At 74.3% G+C, this 21,074-nt stretch carries 16 protein-coding genes and 1 pseudogene; 11 read left to right on the forward strand and 6 right to left on the reverse strand.

The window, feature by feature from the left end:
* Positions 1 to 39: 39 nt before the first annotated feature.
* The 3 genes and pseudogenes from ACQP10_RS16825 to ACQP10_RS16835 form a co-directional block, all read right to left on the reverse strand.
* Positions 40 to 1,482, reverse strand: a complete 1,443-nt coding sequence (locus ACQP10_RS16825) for an RNA polymerase sigma factor (protein ID WP_346019798.1) — start codon at positions 1,480 to 1,482, stop codon at positions 40 to 42.
* Between the two features lie 237 nt (positions 1,483 to 1,719).
* Positions 1,720 to 2,121: a hypothetical protein gene (locus ACQP10_RS16830; protein WP_346019797.1), complete on the reverse strand. Its 402-nt coding sequence runs from the start codon at positions 2,119 to 2,121 to the stop codon at positions 1,720 to 1,722.
* Between the two features lie 155 nt (positions 2,122 to 2,276).
* Positions 2,277 to 3,415, reverse strand: a pseudogene (locus tag ACQP10_RS16835) (AMP-binding protein).
* A 179-nt stretch (positions 3,416 to 3,594) separates the two neighbouring features.
* On the opposite strand from ACQP10_RS16835, the gene menB reads away from it, so the two are divergent.
* The 9 genes from menB (at position 3,595) to clpB (ending at position 14,411) form a co-directional block, all read left to right on the forward strand.
* A complete protein-coding gene (gene menB, locus ACQP10_RS16840) occupies positions 3,595 to 4,440 on the forward strand; it encodes a 1,4-dihydroxy-2-naphthoyl-CoA synthase (RefSeq protein ID WP_346019916.1) in 846 nt (281 codons plus the stop codon).
* Positions 4,441 to 4,525: 85 nt separating this feature from the next.
* The gene (menD, locus tag ACQP10_RS16845; protein WP_346019796.1) at positions 4,526 to 6,181 is read left to right on the forward strand and encodes a 2-succinyl-5-enolpyruvyl-6-hydroxy-3-cyclohexene-1-carboxylic-acid synthase; all 1,656 of its coding nucleotides are present in this window, start codon (positions 4,526 to 4,528) and stop codon (positions 6,179 to 6,181) included.
* A gap of 201 nt (positions 6,182 to 6,382) precedes the next feature.
* Positions 6,383 to 7,021 (forward strand): DedA family protein, encoded by a 639-nt coding sequence (locus tag ACQP10_RS16850; protein ID WP_179823779.1) that lies wholly within the window; start codon positions 6,383 to 6,385, stop codon positions 7,019 to 7,021.
* Between the two features lie 142 nt (positions 7,022 to 7,163).
* Entirely contained in the window at positions 7,164 to 7,778 is a 615-nt protein-coding gene (locus ACQP10_RS16855; protein WP_218912321.1) for a general stress protein, read from the forward strand.
* A gap of 218 nt (positions 7,779 to 7,996) precedes the next feature.
* A complete protein-coding gene (dnaK, locus tag ACQP10_RS16860; protein ID WP_346019795.1) occupies positions 7,997 to 9,910 on the forward strand; it encodes a molecular chaperone DnaK in 1,914 nt (637 codons plus the stop codon).
* Positions 9,903 to 10,526, forward strand: coding sequence for a nucleotide exchange factor GrpE (locus ACQP10_RS16865; protein WP_346019794.1), 624 nt, complete (start codon positions 9,903 to 9,905; stop codon positions 10,524 to 10,526). Before dnaK ends, ACQP10_RS16865 begins: the two co-directional genes overlap by 8 nt.
* Positions 10,523 to 11,506: a J domain-containing protein gene (locus ACQP10_RS16870; RefSeq protein WP_346019793.1), complete on the forward strand. Its 984-nt coding sequence runs from the start codon at positions 10,523 to 10,525 to the stop codon at positions 11,504 to 11,506. The genes ACQP10_RS16865 and ACQP10_RS16870 overlap by 4 nt, the downstream gene beginning before the upstream one ends.
* Complete coding sequence (locus ACQP10_RS16875) at positions 11,503 to 11,823, forward strand: chaperone modulator CbpM (RefSeq protein WP_179823764.1); 321 nt, start codon at positions 11,503 to 11,505, stop codon at positions 11,821 to 11,823. The genes ACQP10_RS16870 and ACQP10_RS16875 overlap by 4 nt, the downstream gene beginning before the upstream one ends.
* Positions 11,805 to 14,411, forward strand: coding sequence for an ATP-dependent chaperone ClpB (clpB, locus tag ACQP10_RS16880; RefSeq protein ID WP_346019792.1), 2,607 nt, complete (start codon positions 11,805 to 11,807; stop codon positions 14,409 to 14,411). The genes ACQP10_RS16875 and clpB overlap by 19 nt, the downstream gene beginning before the upstream one ends.
* Before the next feature lie 67 nt (positions 14,412 to 14,478).
* Here clpB and ACQP10_RS16885 read toward each other — a convergent pair whose 3' ends face one another.
* From ACQP10_RS16885 to ACQP10_RS16895, 3 genes are all read right to left on the reverse strand, one after another.
* Complete coding sequence (locus ACQP10_RS16885; protein ID WP_433541690.1) at positions 14,479 to 16,869, reverse strand: AAA family ATPase; 2,391 nt, start codon at positions 16,867 to 16,869, stop codon at positions 14,479 to 14,481.
* Positions 16,870 to 17,171: 302 nt separating this feature from the next.
* A complete protein-coding gene (locus ACQP10_RS16890; protein ID WP_346019790.1) occupies positions 17,172 to 18,203 on the reverse strand; it encodes a hypothetical protein in 1,032 nt (343 codons plus the stop codon).
* Between the two features lie 232 nt (positions 18,204 to 18,435).
* Positions 18,436 to 19,176 carry a GntR family transcriptional regulator gene (locus ACQP10_RS16895; RefSeq protein WP_346019789.1) on the reverse strand — a complete coding sequence of 247 codons (741 nt, stop codon included), beginning with the start codon at positions 19,174 to 19,176 and terminating at the stop codon, positions 18,436 to 18,438.
* 180 nt (positions 19,177 to 19,356) lie between these two features.
* Here ACQP10_RS16895 and ACQP10_RS16900 point away from each other — a divergent pair, with 180 nt between their 5' ends.
* The gene (locus tag ACQP10_RS16900) at positions 19,357 to 20,160 is read left to right on the forward strand and encodes an inositol monophosphatase family protein (RefSeq protein WP_346019788.1); all 804 of its coding nucleotides are present in this window, start codon (positions 19,357 to 19,359) and stop codon (positions 20,158 to 20,160) included.
* Between the two features lie 80 nt (positions 20,161 to 20,240).
* Entirely contained in the window at positions 20,241 to 20,870 is a 630-nt protein-coding gene (locus tag ACQP10_RS16905; protein WP_433541691.1) for a YigZ family protein, read from the forward strand.
* Positions 20,871 to 21,074: the final 204 nt, after the last annotated feature.

Below are 21,074 nucleotides of genomic sequence, written 5' to 3' on the forward strand. Positions count from 1 at the left end.
GCCCCCGGGGGACCCGGGGGCGGCGCGTCGTCCGTACGGTCAGCTGGCCCAGTCGAGCAGCGGCCGGGTGTTGCTGGGGTGGCGCAGCTTGGACAGCGACTCCTTCTCCAGCTGCCGGATGCGCTCGCGGGTCAGGCCGAGGTGCTTGCCGATCTCGTCGAGGGTGTGGGGCTTGCCGTCGACGAGGCCGAAGCGCAACGCCATGATCTTCGCCTCCCTGGGGGAGAGGTTGCCCAGCACACCGCGCAGCTGCTCGCCGAGCAGCTGCCGGTCGACCACCTCCGAGGCCTCGGGCGAGTCGACGTCCTCGATGAGGTCGCCGATGGTGGTCTCGCCGTCCTCACCGATCGTGGCGTTCAGGCTGATCGGCTGGCGGCTGGTGCGCAGCAGCTCCTCGATCTGGTCGGGGGACTTGTCCAGCTCCACCGCCAGCTCCTCGGGGGTGGGCTCGCGGCCGAGACGCTGGTGCATGTCACGCTCGACGCGCGACAGCTTGGACAGCATCTCCAGCACGTGCACCGGCAGGCGGATGGTGCGGGCGGAGTCGGCGAAACCACGCTGGATGGCCTGCCGGATCCACCACATGGCGTAGGTGGAGAACTTGTAACCCTTGGTGTAGTCGAACTTCTCCACCGCGCGGATCAGGCCGAGGTTGCCCTCCTGGACCACGTCCAGCAGGGCCATGCCGCGGTCGGTGTACTTCTTGGCGACCGAGACCACCAGGCGGAGGTTGGCCTCCAGCATGTGGTCCTTGGCCCGGCGGCCGTCCTCGGCGACCCACTCCAGGTCGTCCCGCATGGCGGCGGACAGGCCCGGCTCGGCCTCCAGCTTGGCCTCGGCGTACAGGCCCGCCTCGATCCGCTTGGCCAGCTCGACCTCCTGGGCGGCGGTCAGCAGCGTGCGGCGGCCGATGGACTTGAGGTACGTGTGCACCGAGTCGCCCATGACCGAGGACTGGTCGTCCAGGTCGAGCGCCTGCTCGGCGTCGGCCTCCAGCTCGGCGTCGTCCGGGGCGGTCCACTCGTCCTCGTCGAACTCGTCGGCCGGTGCCTTGTCCTTGGCGGCCGTCTTCGCCTTGACGCCCTTCGGCGCCCTGGTGGTCTTCGAGCCGGTGGTCTTCGAGGCGCGGGTGGCCCTGGTCGTGGGGGTGGGCTCCGGGTCGTCCCCGGACGCCGGCTCCGCGAGCTCGGCGGCGGACCCGGCGGCGGTCTTCGCGGCCGTCCCGGTCTTGCGCGCGCCGGTCTTGCGGGCGGGCCTGGCCGTGGCCTTGGCGAGCGTGGGCTCGTCCTCGGCCGACAGGCTGACGCCCGCCTCGGTGAGCTCCCGCAGGATGGCCCTGCCCTCGGTCGGGCTGACCCCTGCCTCGGCGAACGCGTGGCGCAGCTCCGCGAGGGAGAGGTTACCCTGAACTCGCCCTCGGTCGAGGAGCTGGTCGAGGGTCGTCGGGGCCTCAGGTGAGGTCGCCGCGGCGGTTGGGGGCATGAGGACACCTCCTCCATCACGGAGTCGTCTGCATACGGTTTGTCTGTCGGGTGGGGCGGCGTGGGGGCCGCTCAGCGCACCAGTACCAATAACCCCATCCAAGAACTTTCTGTTCCCGACTTGACGGGGAAAATATGATGGGCAGTTCGTGGCCCATTGTGACCCGCCGCTCCGGGCGCCCGTACGGCGGGCCCGGTGGCAGGCCGGTGACCTGCGAGGAGACGGCCCGCTCCGGGCCTATTCCGTCACGTTCACCGGGCCTTCGGCCGCGGGCATGGGAAACGGCTCCGCCTGCTCCAGGCGGCTCTCGGTCCAGTATTCCACGGCCTTGCCCGGGTCGGGGTTGACCTGGCGGGAGATCACGTAGTCCTCCGGGGAGGGCGCCGCCTCCGTGGGGGAGGGGAGGGGCCGGGCGGTCTCGCCCGGCGTCAGGGGCCGGACCGGAGCCACGTCCCCCGGCTCCGCGGCCTCCACCGGGAGGTCCGTGGACTTTCCGGGGTCGCCGGCCTCGCCGGCCCTCGTGGGTCCGGCGCCGTCGCCGAGCCTGCCCGCCGAGGCGGCCGCCGCGACGGACGCGCCGCCGGCCAGGACCACGCCGACGACCGCCGCCGAGACCAGTGTCCTGCGGTCGATCCTCATCCGTTCCGTCCCTTCCGTATCGGCTGTGCCGGTTGTCTCCGTTGACGCGCGCCGGCCCGCCGATGTCCGCCGGGAGCGCCCGGCGATGCCGGTTTCTCCCTATTGACGCGCGCCGCCCCGTAACGGTTCCGGGTCACGGCCATGACTCCGGACCGTCACGGTTCCGGATGACGACCATAACGGAGGGCGGCGAGATCCGGCTTCCCGTTGGACAGAAGAGGCATCTCCGGCAGCACGACGAGCTCGGCCGGGGCCGCGTGGGCCGGGAGCCGCTCCTTGACGAAGGCGCGCAGCTCGGCCAGGGACGGCGGTGCCGGGGAGACCACGACGGCGACCACCCGCTCGCCCCACTCGGGGTCGGGGCGGCCGACCACCGCGGCGTCGGCGACCGCGGGATGCTCGGCCACGACCGCCGCGACCTGCGCCGCGACGACCTTCTCACCGCCGGTGTTGATCATGTCGTCGGCCCGGCCGATGACCCGCAGCCGGCCCCGGGACACCTCGCCGAGGTCGGAGGTCAGGAACCAGCCGCCGTCGCGGGCGGCGGCGGTGAGGTCGGGACGCAGCCGGTAGCCGGAGAACAGCACGGGCCCGGCGAGACGGATCCGCCCGTCGCCGCCGATTTTGAGATCTACATTGTCAAGGGGCTCGCCGTCGTAAACGCATCCGCCGGAGGTCTCGCTCATGCCGTAGGTGGTGACGACCCGGACGCCCGCGGCGCGGGCGGCGGCGAGCAGGTCGGCGGGGGCGGCGGCGCCGCCCAGCAGGATCGTCCGGAAGGCCGCCGGACCGGCCGGGTCCGTGGCCAGCAGGCGGCGCAGCTGGGTCGGCACCAGCGAGACGTGGTCGGCCCCTGAGGACAGCACCGCCTCCGGCGAGAAGCTCCCGTGCACGATCGGCTCGGTCCCGCCGAGCAGCGACCTCACCAGCACCTGCAGGCCCGAGACGTGAGAGGGCGGCAGGCAGCACAGCCAGCGCTCGCCGGGCCGGGCGCCCAGCCGGCGCAGCGAGGCGGCGGCCGAGGCGCGCAGCGCGGCGGCCGACAGCTGGACCCCTTGGGGGTGCCGGTCGAACCGCTGGTGGCGATGACCACGGCCACCTCCGGCGCCGCCGGGACGCCGCCGGCGTACGGCGCGCCGTCGAGGTGGGTGGGGCGCAGCGTCGCGAGCGTCGCCCGCAGCGCCGGGGCGGGCAGGCCGGGCGGCAGGGGGAGGACCGCGGGGCCGTCCCCGTCGAGCGCCGCGGCGACGGCGGCGGTCAGGCGAGGGCCGGGGGGCAGCGTCAGGGCGTGCAGCTCCCGCCCCCCGGAAGGGGGCTCCACATGTGCGGGTCCGGTCGTCACGGTCGTAAGGTTAGTGCCGAATGCCGAGTGACGACCGGGGGAGACCCCGGTGAGGAAGGGGCGAGACGATCGTGAGCACCGAGCGGGCCGAGCCGGGCGGCAACGAGGCGGCGGCGGGCGAGGGGCGTCCCCTGCCGGAGAGCGTCCAGAAGAGCGCGGTCGACTGGAAGCGGTCGGGCGACTACGAGGACATCGTCTACGAGACCGGCGAGGGCATCGCGAAGATCACGATCAACCGGCCCGAACGGCACAACGCCTTCCGCCCGACCACGCTGTTCGAGCTGCGCCGGGCCTTCGACGTCGCCCAGGAGGACGGCGAGGTCGGTGTGATCATTCTCACCGGAGCCGGCGACCGCGCCTTCTGCTCCGGCGGCGACCAGAAGATCCGCGGCGACGACGGCTACGTCGACAAGTCCACCCCGCACGTCGGCCGGCTGAACGTGCTGGACCTGCAGGTGCAGATCCGCCGCTGCCCCAAGCCGGTCATCGCGATGATCGCCGGTTACGCCATCGGCGGCGGCCACGTGCTGCACGTCTGCTGCGACCTGTCCATCGCCGCCGACAACGCCGTCTTCGGCCAGACCGGCCCGAAGGTCGGCTCCTTCGACGGCGGTTACGGCTCCTGGCTGCTGGCCGAGACCGTCGGCCTGAAGCGGGCCCGCGAGATCTGGTACCTGTGCCGCCAGTACGACGCGAAGACCGCCCTGGACTGGGGCCTGGTCAACGCCGTCGTCCCGCTGGCCGAGCTCGAGACCGAGACCGTCAAGTGGGCCAAGGAGATGCTGGAGAAGTCGCCGCTGGCGCTGCGCATGCTCAAGGGCGCGCTGAACGCCGTCAGCGACGGCGCCGCCGGCATGCAGCAGTTCGCCGGGGACGCCACCCTGCTGTTCTACATGAGCGAGGAGGCGCAGGAGGGCCGCGACGCCTTCAAGGAGAAGCGCAGCCCCGACTTCGACAAGTTCCCGCGCCGGCCGTAATGGACGAGACGCTGTCGCGCCGCCCCGGCGGCCGCGGGGCGGGTGCGGTGCGGCACCGCGCCCGCCGGCCGCGGAGGGCGGCGCGGTGAACCCCGCCACCGCGCTCGCGACCGTGCTGGTGGACGAGCTCGCCCGCTGCGGCCTGACCGACGTGGTGCTCGCACCCGGGTCCCGCTCGACCCCGCTCGCGCTGGCCGTGCACGCCGACAGCCGGCTGCGGCTGCACGTGCGCGTCGACGAGCGGTCGGCGTCCTACCTGGCGGTGGGCCTGGCCCGCCGCGGGGAGCGGCCGGTCGCGCTGGTTTGCACCTCCGGCACCGCCGCGGCCAACTTCCACCCCGCGGTGATCGAGGCGCACGAGTCGGGGGTGCCGCTGCTGGTGCTCACCGCCGACCGGCCGCCCGAGCTGCGCGACACCGGCGCCAGCCAGACCGTCGACCAGATCAAGATGTACGGCACGGCGGTCCGCTGGTTCAGCGAGGTCGGCGTGCCGGAGAACCGCCCCGGCCAGGTCGCCTACTGGCGTTCGCTGGCCTGCCGCGCCTACCAGCGCGCCCTGGGCCCGTCCGATCCCGGGCCGGTCCACCTGAACGTCCCCTTCCGTGAGCCGCTCGTCCCCGACGGCGACACCTCCTGGTGCGAGCCCCTGGACGGCGGCGCCGCCGGGCCGTGGGTCCGCACCCGGGTGGCGCCCCCGGCGTCGGCGCTGCATCTGCCGCCGACCCGGCGCGGGGTGCTGGTCGTCGGCGACGGCGCCGCCAACGTGCGGCGGTACGTCGCGGCGGCGGGCATGGCGGGCTGGCCGGTGCTGTCGGAGCCGCACGGCAACGCCCGCTACGGCGACCACGCGATGTCGGCCCACCACTTCCTGCTCGGCGCCCCGGAGTTCACCGAGGGGCACCGGCCCGAGGTGGTGGTCACCCTGGGCCGCCCGAGCCTGTCACGGTCGCTGCTGGGCTGGCTGGGCCAGGCCGCCGAGCACATCGTGGTCACCGGAGACCTGACCCGCTGGCCCGACCCGACCCGCTCGGCCACCCAGGTGGCGCAGGCGGTGGAGATCCCGGTCGCGGCCGGCGACGACGCCTGGCTGCGCTCCTGGCGCCGCGCCGACGCCGCGGTCCGGGCCGCGGTCGACGAGGTGCTGGACGGCGCCGGGTTCAGCGAGCCGCGCCTGGCCCGTGACCTGGCCGAGGCGCTGCCCAACGGGTCGCTGCTGTTCTCCGGTTCCTCCATGCCGATCCGCGACCTGGACCAGGCGATGCGGCCCCGCCGGGGCCTGCGGATCATGGCCAACCGGGGGGCCGCCGGAATCGACGGCGTGGTCTCCAGCGCGATCGGCGCGGCGCTGGCCCACAACGGCCCCGCCTACGCGCTGCTGGGCGACCTGACGTTCCTGCACGACCAGAACGGCCTGATCCTCGGGCCCCGCGAGCCCCGCCCCGACCTGTGCCTGGTCGTGGTGAACAACGACGGCGGCGGGATCTTCTCGCTGCTGCCCCAGGCCGCGCTGCGCGAGCCGTTCGAGCGGGTCTTCGGCACCGCGCACGGGGTGGACCTGGCACACGTGGCCGCGGCGACCGGCACGCCGTACACCTTCGTGGACGAGGCCGGGCAGCTGCCCAAGGCGCTGCGCGGGGAGGGGATCCGGATCGTCGAGGCCCGCACCGAGCGGGAGCCCAACGCGGCGCTGCACGCCGCGATGCGCGAGGCGGCCCACGCCGCGATCCGCGGGGCCGTCTGACGGTCCCCGCACCGGGACCGGCGCCCGGGTGCGGCGGCGCGGTCCGGCGCGCCCGGCCCCGTCCCGGGTCCACCCGCCGGTACGGCCGGCCCCGCGCCGTGCCCGGCCCCCGGTTCCGCCCGCCCGGTACGGCGGGTCCCGTCGTGCCCGGACGGTCCGGATGGCGAAGATCGCGGCACCGGACCCAATAGGGTGGCATCCATGCATGTCGACGCGTTGCTCCAGTCGATCCCGCCGCTGTGGGTCTGCCTGATCGTCGGCCTGGTGATCGGGGTGGAGAGCCTGGGCATCCCGCTTCCGGGGGAGATCGTCCTGGTCAGCGCCGCGCTGCTGGCGGCCAAGGGGGTGGTCGACCCGGTGTGGGTCGGCGTCTGCGCCAGCACCGGGGCGATCATCGGCGACTCGATCGGCTACGCCATCGGCCGCAAGGGGGGCCAGCCGCTGTTCGACCGGCTGGGACGCAGGTTCCCCAAGCACTTCGGTCCGGAGCACATCGCCAGGGCCGCGCACTACTTCCACCGCTACGGCATGTGGACGGTTTTCTTCGGCCGGTTCATCGCGTTGCTGCGCATCCTGGCCGGGCCGCTGGCGGGCGCGCTGCGCATGCCGTACTGGCGGTTCCTGGTCGCCAACGTGCTGGGCGGCATCGTGTGGGCGGGCGGCACCACCGCCGCGGTCTACTCGGTGGGCCGGGTCGCCGAGCAGTGGCTCAAGGGCTTCTCCTGGGTGGGGCTGGTCGCGGCGGTGCTGTTCGGCTTGGCCACCACGGTGTTCGTCAAGCGGCGGGCCGCCAGGGCGGCGGCGAAGGAGGAGCACGGCAAGCCGGTCGGCGCCGCCTGAGCCGGGCCGGCCGGTGCTTCCCTGGCTCTGCGGGTCTTCAGGGCTCTGAGGGCCGTGTCCGGCGTCTGACTACCAGATCTGGGGATGTGGTGTCGTCGCGGTCCGGTCACGGTGGGTGTACGACCTACCTGAGGAGGGCCATATGCGACCCGCCGAGACGCCGCCGGCCGCCCGCGAGCCGGTGGCGAACTACCGCACCTACGCGGAGGCCCAGCGCGCCGTGGACTACCTGTCGGACCAGAAGTTCCCGGTCGAGAACACCTCGATCGTCGGAGTGGACCTCCGGCTCGTGGAGAAGGTGCTCGGACGGCTGACCTACCTGCGCGCGACCGGGATGGGCGCGGCGTCGGGCGCCTGGATCGGACTGCTGGTCGGGCTGTTCCTGGCGATCTTCGTTCCCGGGCGGTTCGGCCTCCTGCTGATCCTGTGGGGCCTGATCTGGGGTGTGATCGCCGGTGCGATCTTCGGCCTGGTCGGTCACGCGCTCACCGGGGGCAAGCGCGACTTCATCTCCTCCAGCGAGCTGGTCGCCGACCACTACGAGGTGCTGGCCACGGCGCCGCACGTCGTCGAGGCGCGCAGGGTCCTGGAGTCGATGTCTCCGGGCGGGACGCCCATGGGGACGATGCCGCCCGGTTCGGCCACGCCCGGCGGGACCGTTCCCCCTCCGGCGACCGGCGGGCCCGGGACGATGCCGCCGGGAGCGCACGGGGCACCGGGGGCGATGCCGCCCGGCGCCGTTCCGCCGCGTCCCTGAGACAGCGTCCCTGAGACAGCGTCCCTGAGACAGCGCCCACGAGACGGCGTCCCTGGGACCCCGCGTCCCCGGGACCGGCCGATCGGCCGAACCGTCAGGTCTGAGGATGTGGCGGCGGGCCGTGTGGAGCGATTGTGGGCCGCGTGGGGCGAGACCCTGCCCCGCGGTGTCCCGCGGGGCGCCCGCCGGAGGCCAGAGCGCACTCGTCGGAGGTCAGCATGGCCAAAGCAGTCGGGATCGACCTGGGAACCACCAACTCGGTGATCGCCACGATGGAGGGCGACACGCCCACGGTCATCCCCAACGCCGAAGGGTCGCGGACGACGCCGTCGGTCGTGGCCTTCACCCCGGAGGGCGAGCGCCTGGTCGGCCAGCTGGCCCGGCGGCAGGCGATCCTCAACCCCAAGGGGACGATCTACTCCGCCAAGCGGTTCATCGGCCGCCGCTACGACGAGGTCTCCAGCGAGATCAACGCCGTCTCCTTCGACGTGGTGTCCGGCCCGGACGGCGCGGTCCGCTTCGACGTGCGCGGCAAGCCGTACGCGCCCGAGGAGATCGCCGCCCAGGTCCTGCGCAAGCTCGTCGACGACGCCTCGAAGTTCCTGGGGGAGAAGGTCACCGAGGCGGTCATCACCGTACCGGCCTACTTCAACGACTCCCAGCGCCAGGCGACCAAGGACGCGGGGAAGATCGCGGGCCTGGAGGTGCTGAGGATCATCAACGAGCCCACCGCGGCGGCGCTCGCCTACGGCATGGACCGCAAGGAGAACGAGACCGTCCTGGTCTTCGACCTGGGCGGCGGCACGTTCGACGTCAGCGTGCTGACCGTCGGAGAGGGCGTCGTCGAGGTGCGGGCGACCGCCGGCGACACCCACCTGGGCGGCGACGACTTCGACCGGCGCATCGTCGACCGGCTGGCCGACGAGTTCCAGCGCGACACCGGCATCGACCTGCGCGGTGACCCCCAGGCGCTGCAGCGGCTTTTCGAGGCGGCGGAGAAGGCGAAGGTGGAGCTGTCGGCCGTCACTCAGACGCAGATCAGCCTGCCGTTCATCACCGCGGACGCGAGCGGGCCCAAGCACCTGAACACCACGCTGCGGCGGGCGACGTTCGAGGAGATCACCGCCGACCTGCTGGAACGGTGCCGGGGGCCGGTGGAGCAGGCCATGTCCGACGCCCGGCTCACCGCGGCCGACATCGACGAGGTGATCCTGGTCGGCGGCTCGACCCGGATGCCGGCCGTACAGGAGCTGGTGCGCCGCATGACCGGCGGCAAGGAACCCAACATGACGGTCAACCCCGACGAGGTCGTGGCGCTGGGCGCCGCGGTCCAGGCGGCCGTCATCAAGGGCGAGCTGAAGGACGTCGTCCTGCTCGACGTGACCCCGCTGTCGCTGGGCATCGAGACCCTCGGCGGGATCATGACGAAGGTCATCGACCGCAACACGACGATCCCGGCCCGCCGTACCGAGGTGTTCAGCACCGCCGAGGACGGCCAGAGCGCGGTGGACGTGGTGGTGCTGCAGGGGGAGCGCGAGCGCGCCGCCGACAACCGGGTGCTGGGCCGGTTCCGGCTGGAGAACATCAGGCCGGCGCCGCGCGGCGAGCCGCAGATCGAGGTGACCTACGACATCGACGCCAACGGCATCCTGAACGTCTCCGCCCGGGACAAGGACACCGGCGCCGAGCAGCGCATCACGATCAGCGAGAGCTCGACCCTCGACCAGGGGGAGATCGAGCGGATGGTGAGCGACGCCGAGCGGCACCGCGACGAGGACCGGCGGCTGCGCGAGGCGGTAGACGCCCGCAACACCGTCGACAGCGCCGCCTACCAGGTGGAACGCCGCCTGCGGGAGCTGGGGGACGCCGCCCCGGTGCACGAGAAGGCGCGGGCCGAGATGCTCGTCTCCGAGGCCCGCGGGGCGATCGAGCGGCAGGACACCCCGCTGGAGCGGCTGCGGTCGCTGGCCGAGGACCTGCGGCAGGTCTACCAGGGCCTGAGCGCGGCCGGGGTCGGGGCGGGGCCGGGGGTCGGCACGGGCACCGCCGGTGCCGCGCCGGGTGCCGGTGCCGGTGCGGGCGCCGGTGGGGACGAGGACGTCATCGACGCGGAGTTCACGACCGATGAGTGATCCGCTGGAGTGGGAGGGCACCGCCGCGGGACCGTCCGCCGGGCCGCCCGCGGAGCCGTCCGAGGAGCGGGCCACGGACCGGGCCGCGGGCCAGGGCGCGGATCGGAGCGCCGGCCGGGCCGGGGGACCGGCCACCGGCGCGGAGACCGGGGCCGAGGCGGCGGCTGAGGCCGAGGCGGCCGGGCTGCGGGACCGGGTCGCCGAGCTGGAGGACCGCTGGAAGCGCGCCCTGGCCGACCTCGACAACCTCCGCAAGCGCGTCAGCCGCGACGCCGAGCGGGTGCGGCTGGAGGAGCAGGTCAGGGCGGCCGGGGAGTGGCTGCCCGTGCTGGACAACCTGGAACGCGCCCTGGAACACGCCGAGGGCGACCCCGCCTCCCTCGCCGAGGGCCTGCGGGCGGTGCTCCAGCAGGGCCTGACCGTCCTGGCCCACCTGGGGTTCCCGCGCCGGGACGACACCTGGGAGACGTTCGACCCGGCCCGGCACGAGGCGGTGGCGGCGGTCCCGCGCGAGGACGTCCCCGCCGGGACGGTCGTCGCCGTCGTGCGGCCCGGCTACGGCGACGGCGAGCGGCAGCTGCGGCCCGCCCAGGTCGTGGTCTCCAAGGCGGAATGATGCCGCCCGCCCGCGACTTCTACGAGATCCTCGGGGTCCCCAGGGGAGCGGGCCAGGAGGAGATCCAGCGCGCCTACCGCAGGCTCGCCAGGGAGAACCACCCCGACGTCAACAAGGACCCGGCGGCCGAGGACCGGTTCAAGGACATCTCCGAGGCCTACAGCGTGCTGTCGGACCCGGCGACCCGCCGCCGCTACGACGCCTTCGGCCCGGAGTTCCGCCAGGTGCCCGAGGACGTGGACCCGGAGACCTGGGCGCGCGCCAGGGCGGCCCGCGCCGGGCGGGGCACGCGGACCGGCGCCGGGGGCATGGGACCGGAGGGCTTCGGGCCGGGCGTGGAGTTCGGCGAGGGCATCGACCTCGACGACCTGCTGCAGGGCCTGTTCACCGGCCGGGCGGGCGGTGCCGGGCGGGCGGGCCGCGCGGGCCGGGCCGGGCGGGGCTGGGGGCCGATCCCGGGCGCGGACCAGGAGGCCGGGATCGAGCTGACCGTCGAGGAGGCCTACCGCGGCGGCCGCCGGTCCATCGCCGTGGGCGGCCGTACCCTCCAGGTGGACATCCCGCCGGGGGTGACCGACGGGCAGCGCGTCCGGCTGGCCGGGCAGGGCGGCCGGGGCACCGGCGGGGCGCCGCCGGGCGACCTCTACCTGATCGTCTCCATCGCGCCGCATCCCCGCTACCGGGTCGAGGGGCGCGACATCCACGTCCGGCTGCCGGTCACCCCGTGGGAGGCGGCGCTCGGCGCGGCCGTCACCGTCGACACCCCCGGCGGCGAGACCAAGGTCAAGGTGCCCGCGGGCACCTCCAGCGGGCGGCGGCTGAGGCTGCGCGGCCGGGGGATGCCCAACCCCCGCGGCACGCCCGGGGACCTGCTCGCCGAGGTGCGGATCACGGTTCCGCCGCATCTGTCCGGCGAGGAGCGCGAGCTGTTCGAGCGGCTGGCCGCCGCCTCGTCCTACGACCCGAGGAGGCGGCGGTGACCTACGCCCTGGCCCGGCCCCGGCGGCTGGACCTGGAGACCTTCGCCCGCGCCGCGGGCGTCCACCCGGAGCTGCCGCGCCGCCTGGTCGTCCTCGGCGCGCTGCAGGCCCGCACCGACCCGTCGGGGACCCTGTGGTTCGAGGAGTCCCAGCTGCGGGCCATGGCGCGGATCCAGCGGCTGCGCGCCGGGTTCGCCCTCAACTACGCCGCCCTCGGCCTGGTGATCGACCTGCTCGACCGGATCGCCGAGCTGGAGGCCGCCGCCCGCACCCGTTCCCGGCCCGCAGGAGGCACACCGTGGATCTCAACCGGCTGACGGAGAAGTCGCAGGAGGCGCTGCACGACGCGCAGACCGCCGCGCTGCGTCACGGCCACCAGGACGTCGACGGCGAGCACCTGCTGCTGGCGCTGCTGGACCAGCCCGAGGGGCTGGTGCCCCGGCTGATCTCACGCGCCGGCGCCGACCCGGGACGGCTGCGGGAGGAGGTGGAGGCCGATCTCGCCCGCCGCCCCCGGGTCGCCGGGCCCGGCGTCGAGCCCGGGCAGATCCGGGTGACGCAGCGGCTGTCGCGCCTGCTGGAGGCGGCCAGGCGGGAGTCCGACCGGCTGAAGGACGAGTACGTCTCGGTCGAGCATCTCCTGGTGGCCCTGCTGGAGGAGGGATCGGAGACGTCCGCCGGGCGGCTGCTGGCCGGGCAGAGGCTCGACCGGGAACGCTTCCTGCGGGCGCTCACCGAGGTCCGCGGCCACCAGCGGGTCACCTCCGCCATGCCGGAGGCCGCCTACGAGGCGCTCGTCAAGTACGGGCAGGACCTGGTGGCCGCCGCCTCCTCCGGGCGGCTGGACCCCGTCGTCGGCCGCGACACCGAGATCCGCCGCGTCATCCAGATCCTGTCGCGCAAGACCAAGAACAACCCGGTGCTGGTCGGCGACCCCGGCGTCGGCAAGACCGCGATCGTCGAGGGGCTGGCCCAGCGGATCGCCGACGGCGACGTACCCGAGGGCCTGCGGGACAAGACGATCTTCAGTCTCGACATGGGGGCACTGGTCGCCGGAGCGAAGTACCGGGGCGAGTTCGAAGAACGCCTCAAGGCGGTGCTCACCGAGGTCGCCGCGGCCGAGGGCCGGATCCTGCTGTTCGTCGACGAGCTGCACACGGTCGTCGGCGCCGGCGCGGCCGAGGGCGCCATGGACGCCGGGAACATGCTCAAGCCCATGCTGGCCCGCGGCGAGCTGCACCTGATCGGCGCGACCACCCTCGACGAGTACCGCAGGCACATCGAGAAGGACGCCGCCCTGGAGCGCCGCTTCCAGCCGGTGATGGTCGACGAGCCGTCGGTCGAGGACGCCATCTCGATCCTGCGTGGCCTGCGCGAACGGCTGGAGGTCTTCCACGGGGTGACCGTCCAGGACGCCGCGCTGGTCGCCGCCGTCGTGCTGAGCCACCGCTACATCTCCGACCGGTTCCTGCCCGACAAGGCCATCGACCTGGTGGACGAGGCGTGCGCGATGCTCCGTACGGAGATCGACTCGATGCCCGCCGAGCTGGACGAGCTGACCCGCAGGGTGACACGGCTGGAGATCGAGGAGGCCGCGCTGAGCAAGGAGGAGGACGCCGCCAGCGCCGCCCGCCTCGCGGAGCTTCGCGGAGAGCTCACCGGCCTGCGCGCGGAGGCCGACGCGATGCGCGCCCAGTGGGAGGCCGAACGGCAGGTGCTGCGCCGGGTGCAGTCCCTGCGCGAGGAGATCGAGCGGGTCCGCACCGAGGCCGAGCGGGCCGAGCGCGACTACGACCTCAACCGCGCCGCCGAGCTGCGCCACGGCCGGCTGCCCGACCTGGAACGCCGGCTGCGCGCCGAGGAGGAGAGCCTGCGCGAGAAGCAGGGCGCCGGGCGGCTGCTGCGCGAGGTCGTCACCGAGGACGAGATCTCCATGATCGTCGCCCGGTGGACGGGCATCCCGGTGAGCCGGCTGAAGGAGGGCGAGCGCGAGAAGCTGCTGCACCTGGACCAGGTGCTGCACGAGCGGGTCATCGGCCAGGACGAGGCGGTGCGGCTGGTGGCCGACGCCGTCATCCGGGCCCGCTCCGGCATCAAGGACCCGCGCCGGCCGATCGGGTCGTTCATCTTCCTGGGCCCGACCGGCGTCGGCAAGACCGAGCTGGCCAAGGCCCTGGCGGAGGCCCTGTTCGACACCGAGGACAACATGGTGCGCGTCGACATGAGCGAGTACCAGGAGCGCCACACCGTCAGCCGCCTGGTCGGCGCGCCGCCGGGATACGTCGGCTTCGAGGAGGGTGGGCAGCTCACCGAGGCGGTGCGGCGCAAGCCGTACTCGGTGGTGCTGTTCGACGAGGTGGAGAAGGCCCACCCCGACGTCTTCAACACCCTGCTGCAGGTCCTGGACGACGGGCGGCTCACCGACGCCCAGGGCCGCACCGTCGACTTCCGCAACACCGTGCTGATCATGACGTCCAACATCGGCTCGATGTACCTGCTGGAGGGCGTCACGCCCGGCGGGGAGATCAAGCAGGACGTGCAGGAGCAGGTCATGGCGGAGCTGCGCGGGCACTTCCGCCCGGAGTTCCTCAACCGCGTCGACGACATCGTGATCTTCAAGCCGCTCACCATGGGGGAGATCGAGCACATCGTCGACCTGATGTTCACCGAGCTGCGCGTGCGCCTCGGCGAGCGCGGCATGCGACTGGAGCTGTCCGCCGAGGCGCGCCGCCACATCGCCGAGCGCGGCTACGACCCGGTGTACGGCGCGCGGCCGCTGCGCCGGTTCATCTCCCGGGAGGTGGAGACCCGCATCGGGCGCGCGCTGCTGACCGGGGACGTCGGCGAGGGCACGGTGGTGCGGGTGGAACTGTCCGGCGGGGAGCTGACCGTCTCCTTCGGCTGACCGCGTCCGGGTTCGGCTCCCGCGCGGGTCCCGTCGGTGGTCGGTGGCGGCCGGCGGAGCCGCCGGGTCAGCCCCCGTCCGGGCCGGCGGCCGACAGGGCGGCCAGCCGGGCCAGCTCGACCCGGGAGCGGACGCCGAGCTTGCGGAAGATCTGCCGCAGGTGGAAGGCGACGGTGTGCTCGCTGACGAACATCTGCTCGGCGGCCTGCCGGTTGGTCAGCCCCTGGGACACCAGGTCGCAGACGGCGCGCTCGGTGCCGGTGAGGCTGGACCAGCCGGAGTCGGGGTGGTCGACGCGCTCCCAGTGGCGCCGCCGCTCGCCCAGCTCGCGCAGCCTGCGCCGTACCCGGGCCGCGTCCCGGCGGGCGCCCACGCCGCCGTAACCGGAAAGGGCGCCGTCGAGCGTCCCGACGGCCGCGTCCCGGCGGCCGGGGGCGGCGCCCAGCAGCACACCCAGGTCCTCGGCGGCCGACGCCCTGGCCCACGGGTCGGCGTACCCGGCCGCGGCCCGGCCCAGCGCCGCGAGGTCGCGGTCGCGCAGGCCGCGGGCGTGGGCGGCCGCCACCGGCGGGCCCGGCAGGCAGGGGTTGCGCCCGGCCAGGTCCTCGGCGGCGGCCACCACCTCGTCGGCCCGGCGGCGGTCCCCGGCCGCCAGGGCCGTGCGCACCAGCCACGCGGCCGCCGCGGGCTCGCCGGTCAGCACTCCGGCGTGCCCGGCCAGGCCGTCGTAGAGCCCGCCGAGCCGCGTCATCGCGGCCGTCGCCCCGTCCCGCGCCTCGACGATCCGCCCGGCCGTGAGCTCGGCGCGCAGCCGCCCGTACGGCGTGCCCGCCGACCGCGCGGCCTGGCCGGAGGCGAGGGCCCGCACCGCCCGCGGCAGGTCGCCCGCGCGCAGCGCCGCGGCGCCGAGCGCCGACAGCGCCAGGCAGGCCAGGTCCGGGACGTCCAGGCCGGCGGCGGTCGCCAGCGCGGCCTCGGCCTGCTCGGCCGCGTCGTCGGCCCGGCCCGCCGCGAGGTCGAGCCGGGCGCGCAGCACCAGGACCGCGGCGGCCCACGCGGGCCGGCCCGCCGCCTCGGCCGCGGAGCCCGCGGTGATCTTCTCCGCCTCGTCGAGCAACCCCAGGTCGATGAGCATCGCCGCGAGCACGGCCCGCGGCTGGGGATCCCGGCGGCCGGACGGTCCGGGGATTCCGGGTAGCGGCTCGGCGGCCTCTCGGGCCAGCTCCAGACCGCGTGAGAGGCGGCCCTCGTCCCAGGCGATCAGCGCGGCGGCCACGGGCGCGGCGGGCGGCGGGACGCGCTCGGCCTGCCGGCGCAGCGCCTGCCGTACCGGGGCCGGGACCGTCTCCAGGACCGACCGCCACAGCAGCTCGTGGCGGAAGGCCAGTTCCTCGGGCGTGACCACCAGCAGCCCGGCGGCCAGGGCCTCGTCCAGGGCGGGCAGCAGCGCGGCCGGGGGCTCGCCGAGCAGTTCGGCGGCGTAGGAGGGGCAGAAGGACCGCCCGAGCACCGCGACGGCCTCCAGCAGGTGGCGGGTCCGGGGGCTCACCTCCTCCAGGCGCCGCCGGACCGCGGCGTGCAGCCGCCGGGGCAGCGTCCCCGCCACGGCTCCGGTCTCCGCGAATCCCGCGGTCGCCTCGGCTCTCCCGCATCCTCCGGCTTCCCCGGTCTCTCCGGCATCTCCGGTCTCTCCGGCCTCCCTGGCTCCCGCCGGAGCCGATTCTCCCGCGGGTCCCGCCGCATTCGCCGGCCGGGCCACGCCGGTGTCCACCCGGACGACGCCCTCCTCGCGCAGCCCGGTCAGCAGCGCCAGCAGCAGCGCCGGGTTGCCGGCGGCCTGGGCCGCCAGCGCCGTCAGCTCCGCGTCCGGCACGGCGCCCAGCGCGTCGGCGGCCACCCGCGCCACGGCGGCGCCGTCCAGCGGGCGCAGCGCGATCCGGGTGGCCCCCTCCTGCTCCAGCAGGCCGAACAGCCGCTCGCCGTCGTCGTCGCCGGTGGTGCGGCGCGCCAGCAGCCACGCCAGCGGATGACCGGCCAGCCGCGACGGCAGCGTCCGCAGCGCCATGAGCGTGACGGGATCGGCCCACTGCAGGTCGTCGAGGGCCACCAGCAGCGGCCCGGCGGCGGCGCGCCGCTCCAGCGTGGTGCTCACCCGCTCGGCCAGCCACATCAGCAGCCCCGGCCCCCCGGGGAAGGCGCTCCGGGCGACCGCGGCGCGGGTGGTGGTCTCCTCCAGCGCCGACAGCAGCGGCGCCAGGGGCATCATGCGTTCCAGCTCGTCGGCCCGGCCCGTGGCGACGCCCGTCCCGAGGGCGGACGCCGCTGCCGCCGCCTCGGCCAGCAGGATGCTCTTGCCGATCCCCGGCTCACCCTCCACCAGGAGCACGTGCGCGCCCGGGCCGGGGGCGCCCGCCAGCAGGCGGAGCACCTCCGCCCGCTCGCGCTCCCGTCCGCGCATCGGCGTTCCCAGCGTTTCCGGAATCGCAGGTCACCTCGAGGTCATGTCGCGGCACGCGGCCGCTCTTCCATGACCGGGTTCCTGCGCCGCAGACCACCCGGGAAAACCCATTTAGGCGGACGAATACCCAGATCAACGGTCTTTTTGCCGGAAAGGGAGCGCCCGGGCACACGGCGGGGCTCTCCACTCGGGTCCGTGCGGTGAGCCCCGAAGTGGCTCTGGGCGACGAAGGCAACGATCGACGCCACGACGGGTCCACCGGAATACGGCGGAAAGGGGCCGCCGGGTGGCGTGGCGGCTGTTCAGCGGAAGTCGGAGATGCGCAGCACCGCCAGCATGTCCGTCGCCCGGGAGCCGGTCGAGAAGGATGCCTCCGCGCCGACCCAGCCGCGGAAGGCTCCCGTGTCGTCGATGATCTGCATGAGCGGTTTGACGTGGGAGTTGCCGGTGTAGCAGAACTCACCGCGCTCCATCGCCAGGCAGGTGCACCAGTGCCACAGCGTGTCGCGGCGGTCGGTCTTGGAGATCATCGTGAGGTAGTACTGGATGGAGCTGACATCGGAGCGCGTTCCGCCACCGTATCTGGGGCAGCCGCCCGACTTCTGGCACGCGCCGCGCGAGGACGGCTGCAGGTAGGTCAGGCACGAGGTGGTGGCGGCGCAGGAACGGAAGGCGGAGTGGCCGAACGGCTGATCGCCGGACGTGACGAGTTCGCCGCCCGCCCAGCTCGTCAGATCCTGCCTGAGGGAGCCGGGAAACGCCTTCACCGAGCTCATCGCGCGGCGGGTGCTGAGTGCGGCGTTGCTGCCGTAGCCGTACCCGTGCGTGGCCAGCGTGCTCTGCTTGAGGTCCAGGCGGGCCAGCCTGCCGTCAGGCGAGGGCCGCACGTACCACTGCTCCGTCCATGCCTGGGCGATCTTCCAGCGGATGGTGAGCACGTCGCCCGCCACGGTGTACGTCCCGGTGCGGCTCTCGTCGGGGGCGCCGGTGAAGCCCCCGGCGGTGAGCACCTCGCAGGCGCGGGGTCGTGATGCGACGCCGCCCGCCCTGGTGGTGCAGCTCGGATCGGGGACGGTGCCGGTGCGCTGCCTGGCCCTGGGATGACGCTGCCACCATAGGTACAGGGCGGCGCTCACCGTGCCGTCCGCGGCGAAGCGGTAGCTGCCCAGGCGTACCCAGTTCTGCTGGGAGGCGGCCTTCAGATGTCCCTGCGAGATGACATAGGTGGTCTTGCCGCCCGGCAGCGGCGAGGCGGAGACCGCGGCGGTGGCCGGCCGGGCGGGCAGGATGGTGATGGCGAGCACGAAGGAGAGGATTGCCGCTGCGATACGCATGGAGAGGCTCCGGAGGCTTACGGGCTTAGCCGATCGTCAACTAGCCACCGTATTAGGCCCGGACCGGGTATGTCCCCGAAACCGTGGTCATCCGGAAAGTGCCCGGGCCGCTGGTACGCCTTCGCCCGTACCGGCGGTGTCCTGCCGTGGGCCCACTCCACCCCGTCGGCCGGGGGGGGGGTGAACGCCTCCGCCGCCTCCCGCGCCGACGCGGTCCGCGAAGGGCGGCCCGTCAGCGCTCGATGAGCGTGAACTCCAGGGAGTAGTGGGAGGCCCGGTAGACGTGGGAGCCGTGCTCCACGGCCCGGCCCTGGTCGTCGTAGGTGGTGCGCAGCATCGTCAGCAGCGGGGCGCCGCGCCGCTCGTCCAGCAGCCTGGCCTCGGCGGCGGTGGCCGCCCGCGCCCCCATCCGCTGGTTGGCCACGCGCATCCGCACTCCCGCGGCGCGCAGCAGCTCGTACAGGCCGCGCTCGGTGAGCCGTTCGGTGGTCAGCGGGGCCACCCCGACGGGCAGCCAGTTGTGCAGCAGCGCCAGCGGCGCCCCGGCGGCGTAGCGGATCCGCTCCAGGCGCAGCACCTCGGTGCCGTCCGGGACGCCGAGGGTCGCGGCGAGGGCCCCGTCGGCCGGGACCGGCTCCAGGGCCAGCACCCGGGTGGCGGGCTCCTGCCCGGCCCGGCGCAGGTCGTCGTAGAGGCTGGTGAGCTCCACCGTGCGGTTGACCCGGCCCTGCACGACCTGGGTGCCCACGCCGCGCTTGCGCACCAGCAGGCCCTTGTCCACGAGGTACTGGATCGCCTGGCGGACGGTCGGCCGCGACAGCCCCAGGCGATCGGCCAGGTCGATCTCGTTGTCCAGGCGCGCCCCCGGAGCGAGGTCACCGCGCCCGATGGCGTCGGAGATCTGCTGGGCCACCTGGAAGTACAGCGGGACCGGGCTGGATCTGTCCAGCTCGATGCCGAGCTCGGCGCTCATGCCGCCCTCCCCTGGACTTCTGTCCTGGTCAGGGTAGCGGACATCAGAATGTCATGACCAACTCGCCCAGGTCCCGCCCCGGGGGCTCCGAGCGGAGTGAAAGGGACGTATCAGGGAAAATGGGATGACCATGCGGGTGCCGAAGGCCGGCGCGGCCCGCAGACGCCGCTGGAGGATTCGATGGACCTGAGCACCTCGCGTGAACTGTGCGACGTCGCGGCGGAGGCCGCCCGCGCGGTCGGCGAGCGGCTCCGCAAGGCGTTCCGGTCCCGGCCCGAGGTCGAGACCAAGCGCGACTTCCACGACCCGGTGACCGAGCACGACCGCGCCGCCGAGGAGACCATCCGGGAGATCATCTCCCGGCGGTTCCCGGACAGCACGATCATCGGGGAGGAAGGCGGCACCACCGGCTCGGGCGAGCCGCGCTGGTACGTCGACCCGATCGACGGGACGGCCAACTTCGCCGCCGGGCTGCCGTTCTTCTGCGTGTCGGTGGCCGCCGCCGTGGGGGAGGAGCCGGTGGCGGGGGTGGTCTACGACCCGGTGCGCGACGACGAGTTCCGCGCCGACCTGGGCGGCGCCTGGTGCAACGGCGTACGGCTGCGCAGCCGGGGCGCGACGGGTGACCGGGAGGCGATGCTGCTGAGCGGCTACCCCACGGCCGGTGACCTGGCCGCCGACCGGGCCGGATCGCTGGACCGGTTCGGCCGGATGCTGGAGGCGTTCGCCTCGGTGCGCCGGCCGGGCAGCGCCGCGCTGCACCTCGCGCACGTCGCCGCCGGCTGGGCGGACGTGGCCTACGGTTCCGGGGTCAAGCCGTGGGACGTCGCGGCGGGGGTGCTGCTGATCCGGCAGGCCGGCGGCGTCTACCTGCCGCTGGGTGACTCCCTGTTCGCCCCCGGCGGCTACCTCGCCCACGTCGGCGGGTTCGACCTGGCCGGCTCGGTGATGGCCGAGGTGTGCCGCCCCGCGCCGGCGGCGTAGGACGGCGCGCGGTCGCCGGGCGCCGTGCCCCCGGGGGACCTCTTATTAATCTACATTGTAAAGGCGGGTAGCCTGGTGCGATGAGCCAGCCGTACCTGACCGTGGAGGAGATCGTCGAGCACGAGACGGAGGTCAAGCGGTCGCGTTTCCTGTGCGCGGTCGCCCCGGCGGGCTCGGAGGAGGCGGCGCGGGAGTTCGTCGCCGGGCGCAGGCGCTCCCACGGCGACGCCACGCACAACTGCTCGGCCTACGTGATCGGCGGGGACCGGGGGGTCCAGAAGGCCGACGACGACGGCGAGCCCGGCGGCACCGCCGGCACTCCCATGCTGGAGACGCTGCTGCGCCGGGGGCTGTCGGACGTGGTGGCGGTGGTGACGCGGTACTTCGGCGGGGTGAAGCTGGGCGCGGGCGGGCTGGTGCGGGCCTACGGCTCGGCGGTCGGCAAGACGCTCGACCGGGCCCGCCTGGTGGAGATGGTCCCGGCGCGGCTGGTGGCGGTGAGCGTGGACCACGTGCGGGCCGGACGGCTGGAGAGCGACCTGCGGGCCTCGCCGTACGAGGTGCGGGAGGTCGGTTACGGGGCGGGGGTCCGGTTCACGGTCGTGGTGCGGGAGGCGGACCTGCCGGTGTTCGGCGGGTGGGTGGCGACGCTGACGGCGGGCCGGGCGGAGGTCGAGGAGGGGGAGGCGGTCCACCTGCGGGCCGGGTGACGCGCGGCCCGCAGCCGGCGGGGGCGGCCGGGCCGGTGGGCCGGTGGGCCGGTGCGGGGATGTGGGATGGATCACATGGTTTCCCGGAACTTTCCGGGCGGCCCCATGGCCGGGCCGGTCGGCGCGGTGCTGGGGTTTTCCGCGGCCCCGGGGCGGGGTGGGGCCAGCGTGTTCCCGCATTCTCGCGGGTGCTCACGGCTTCGT

Origin of the sequence: Streptosporangium sandarakinum (assembly GCF_050942225.1) — a bacterium.
Classification (GTDB): Bacteria; Actinomycetota; Actinomycetes; order Streptosporangiales; family Streptosporangiaceae; genus Streptosporangium; species Streptosporangium nondiastaticum.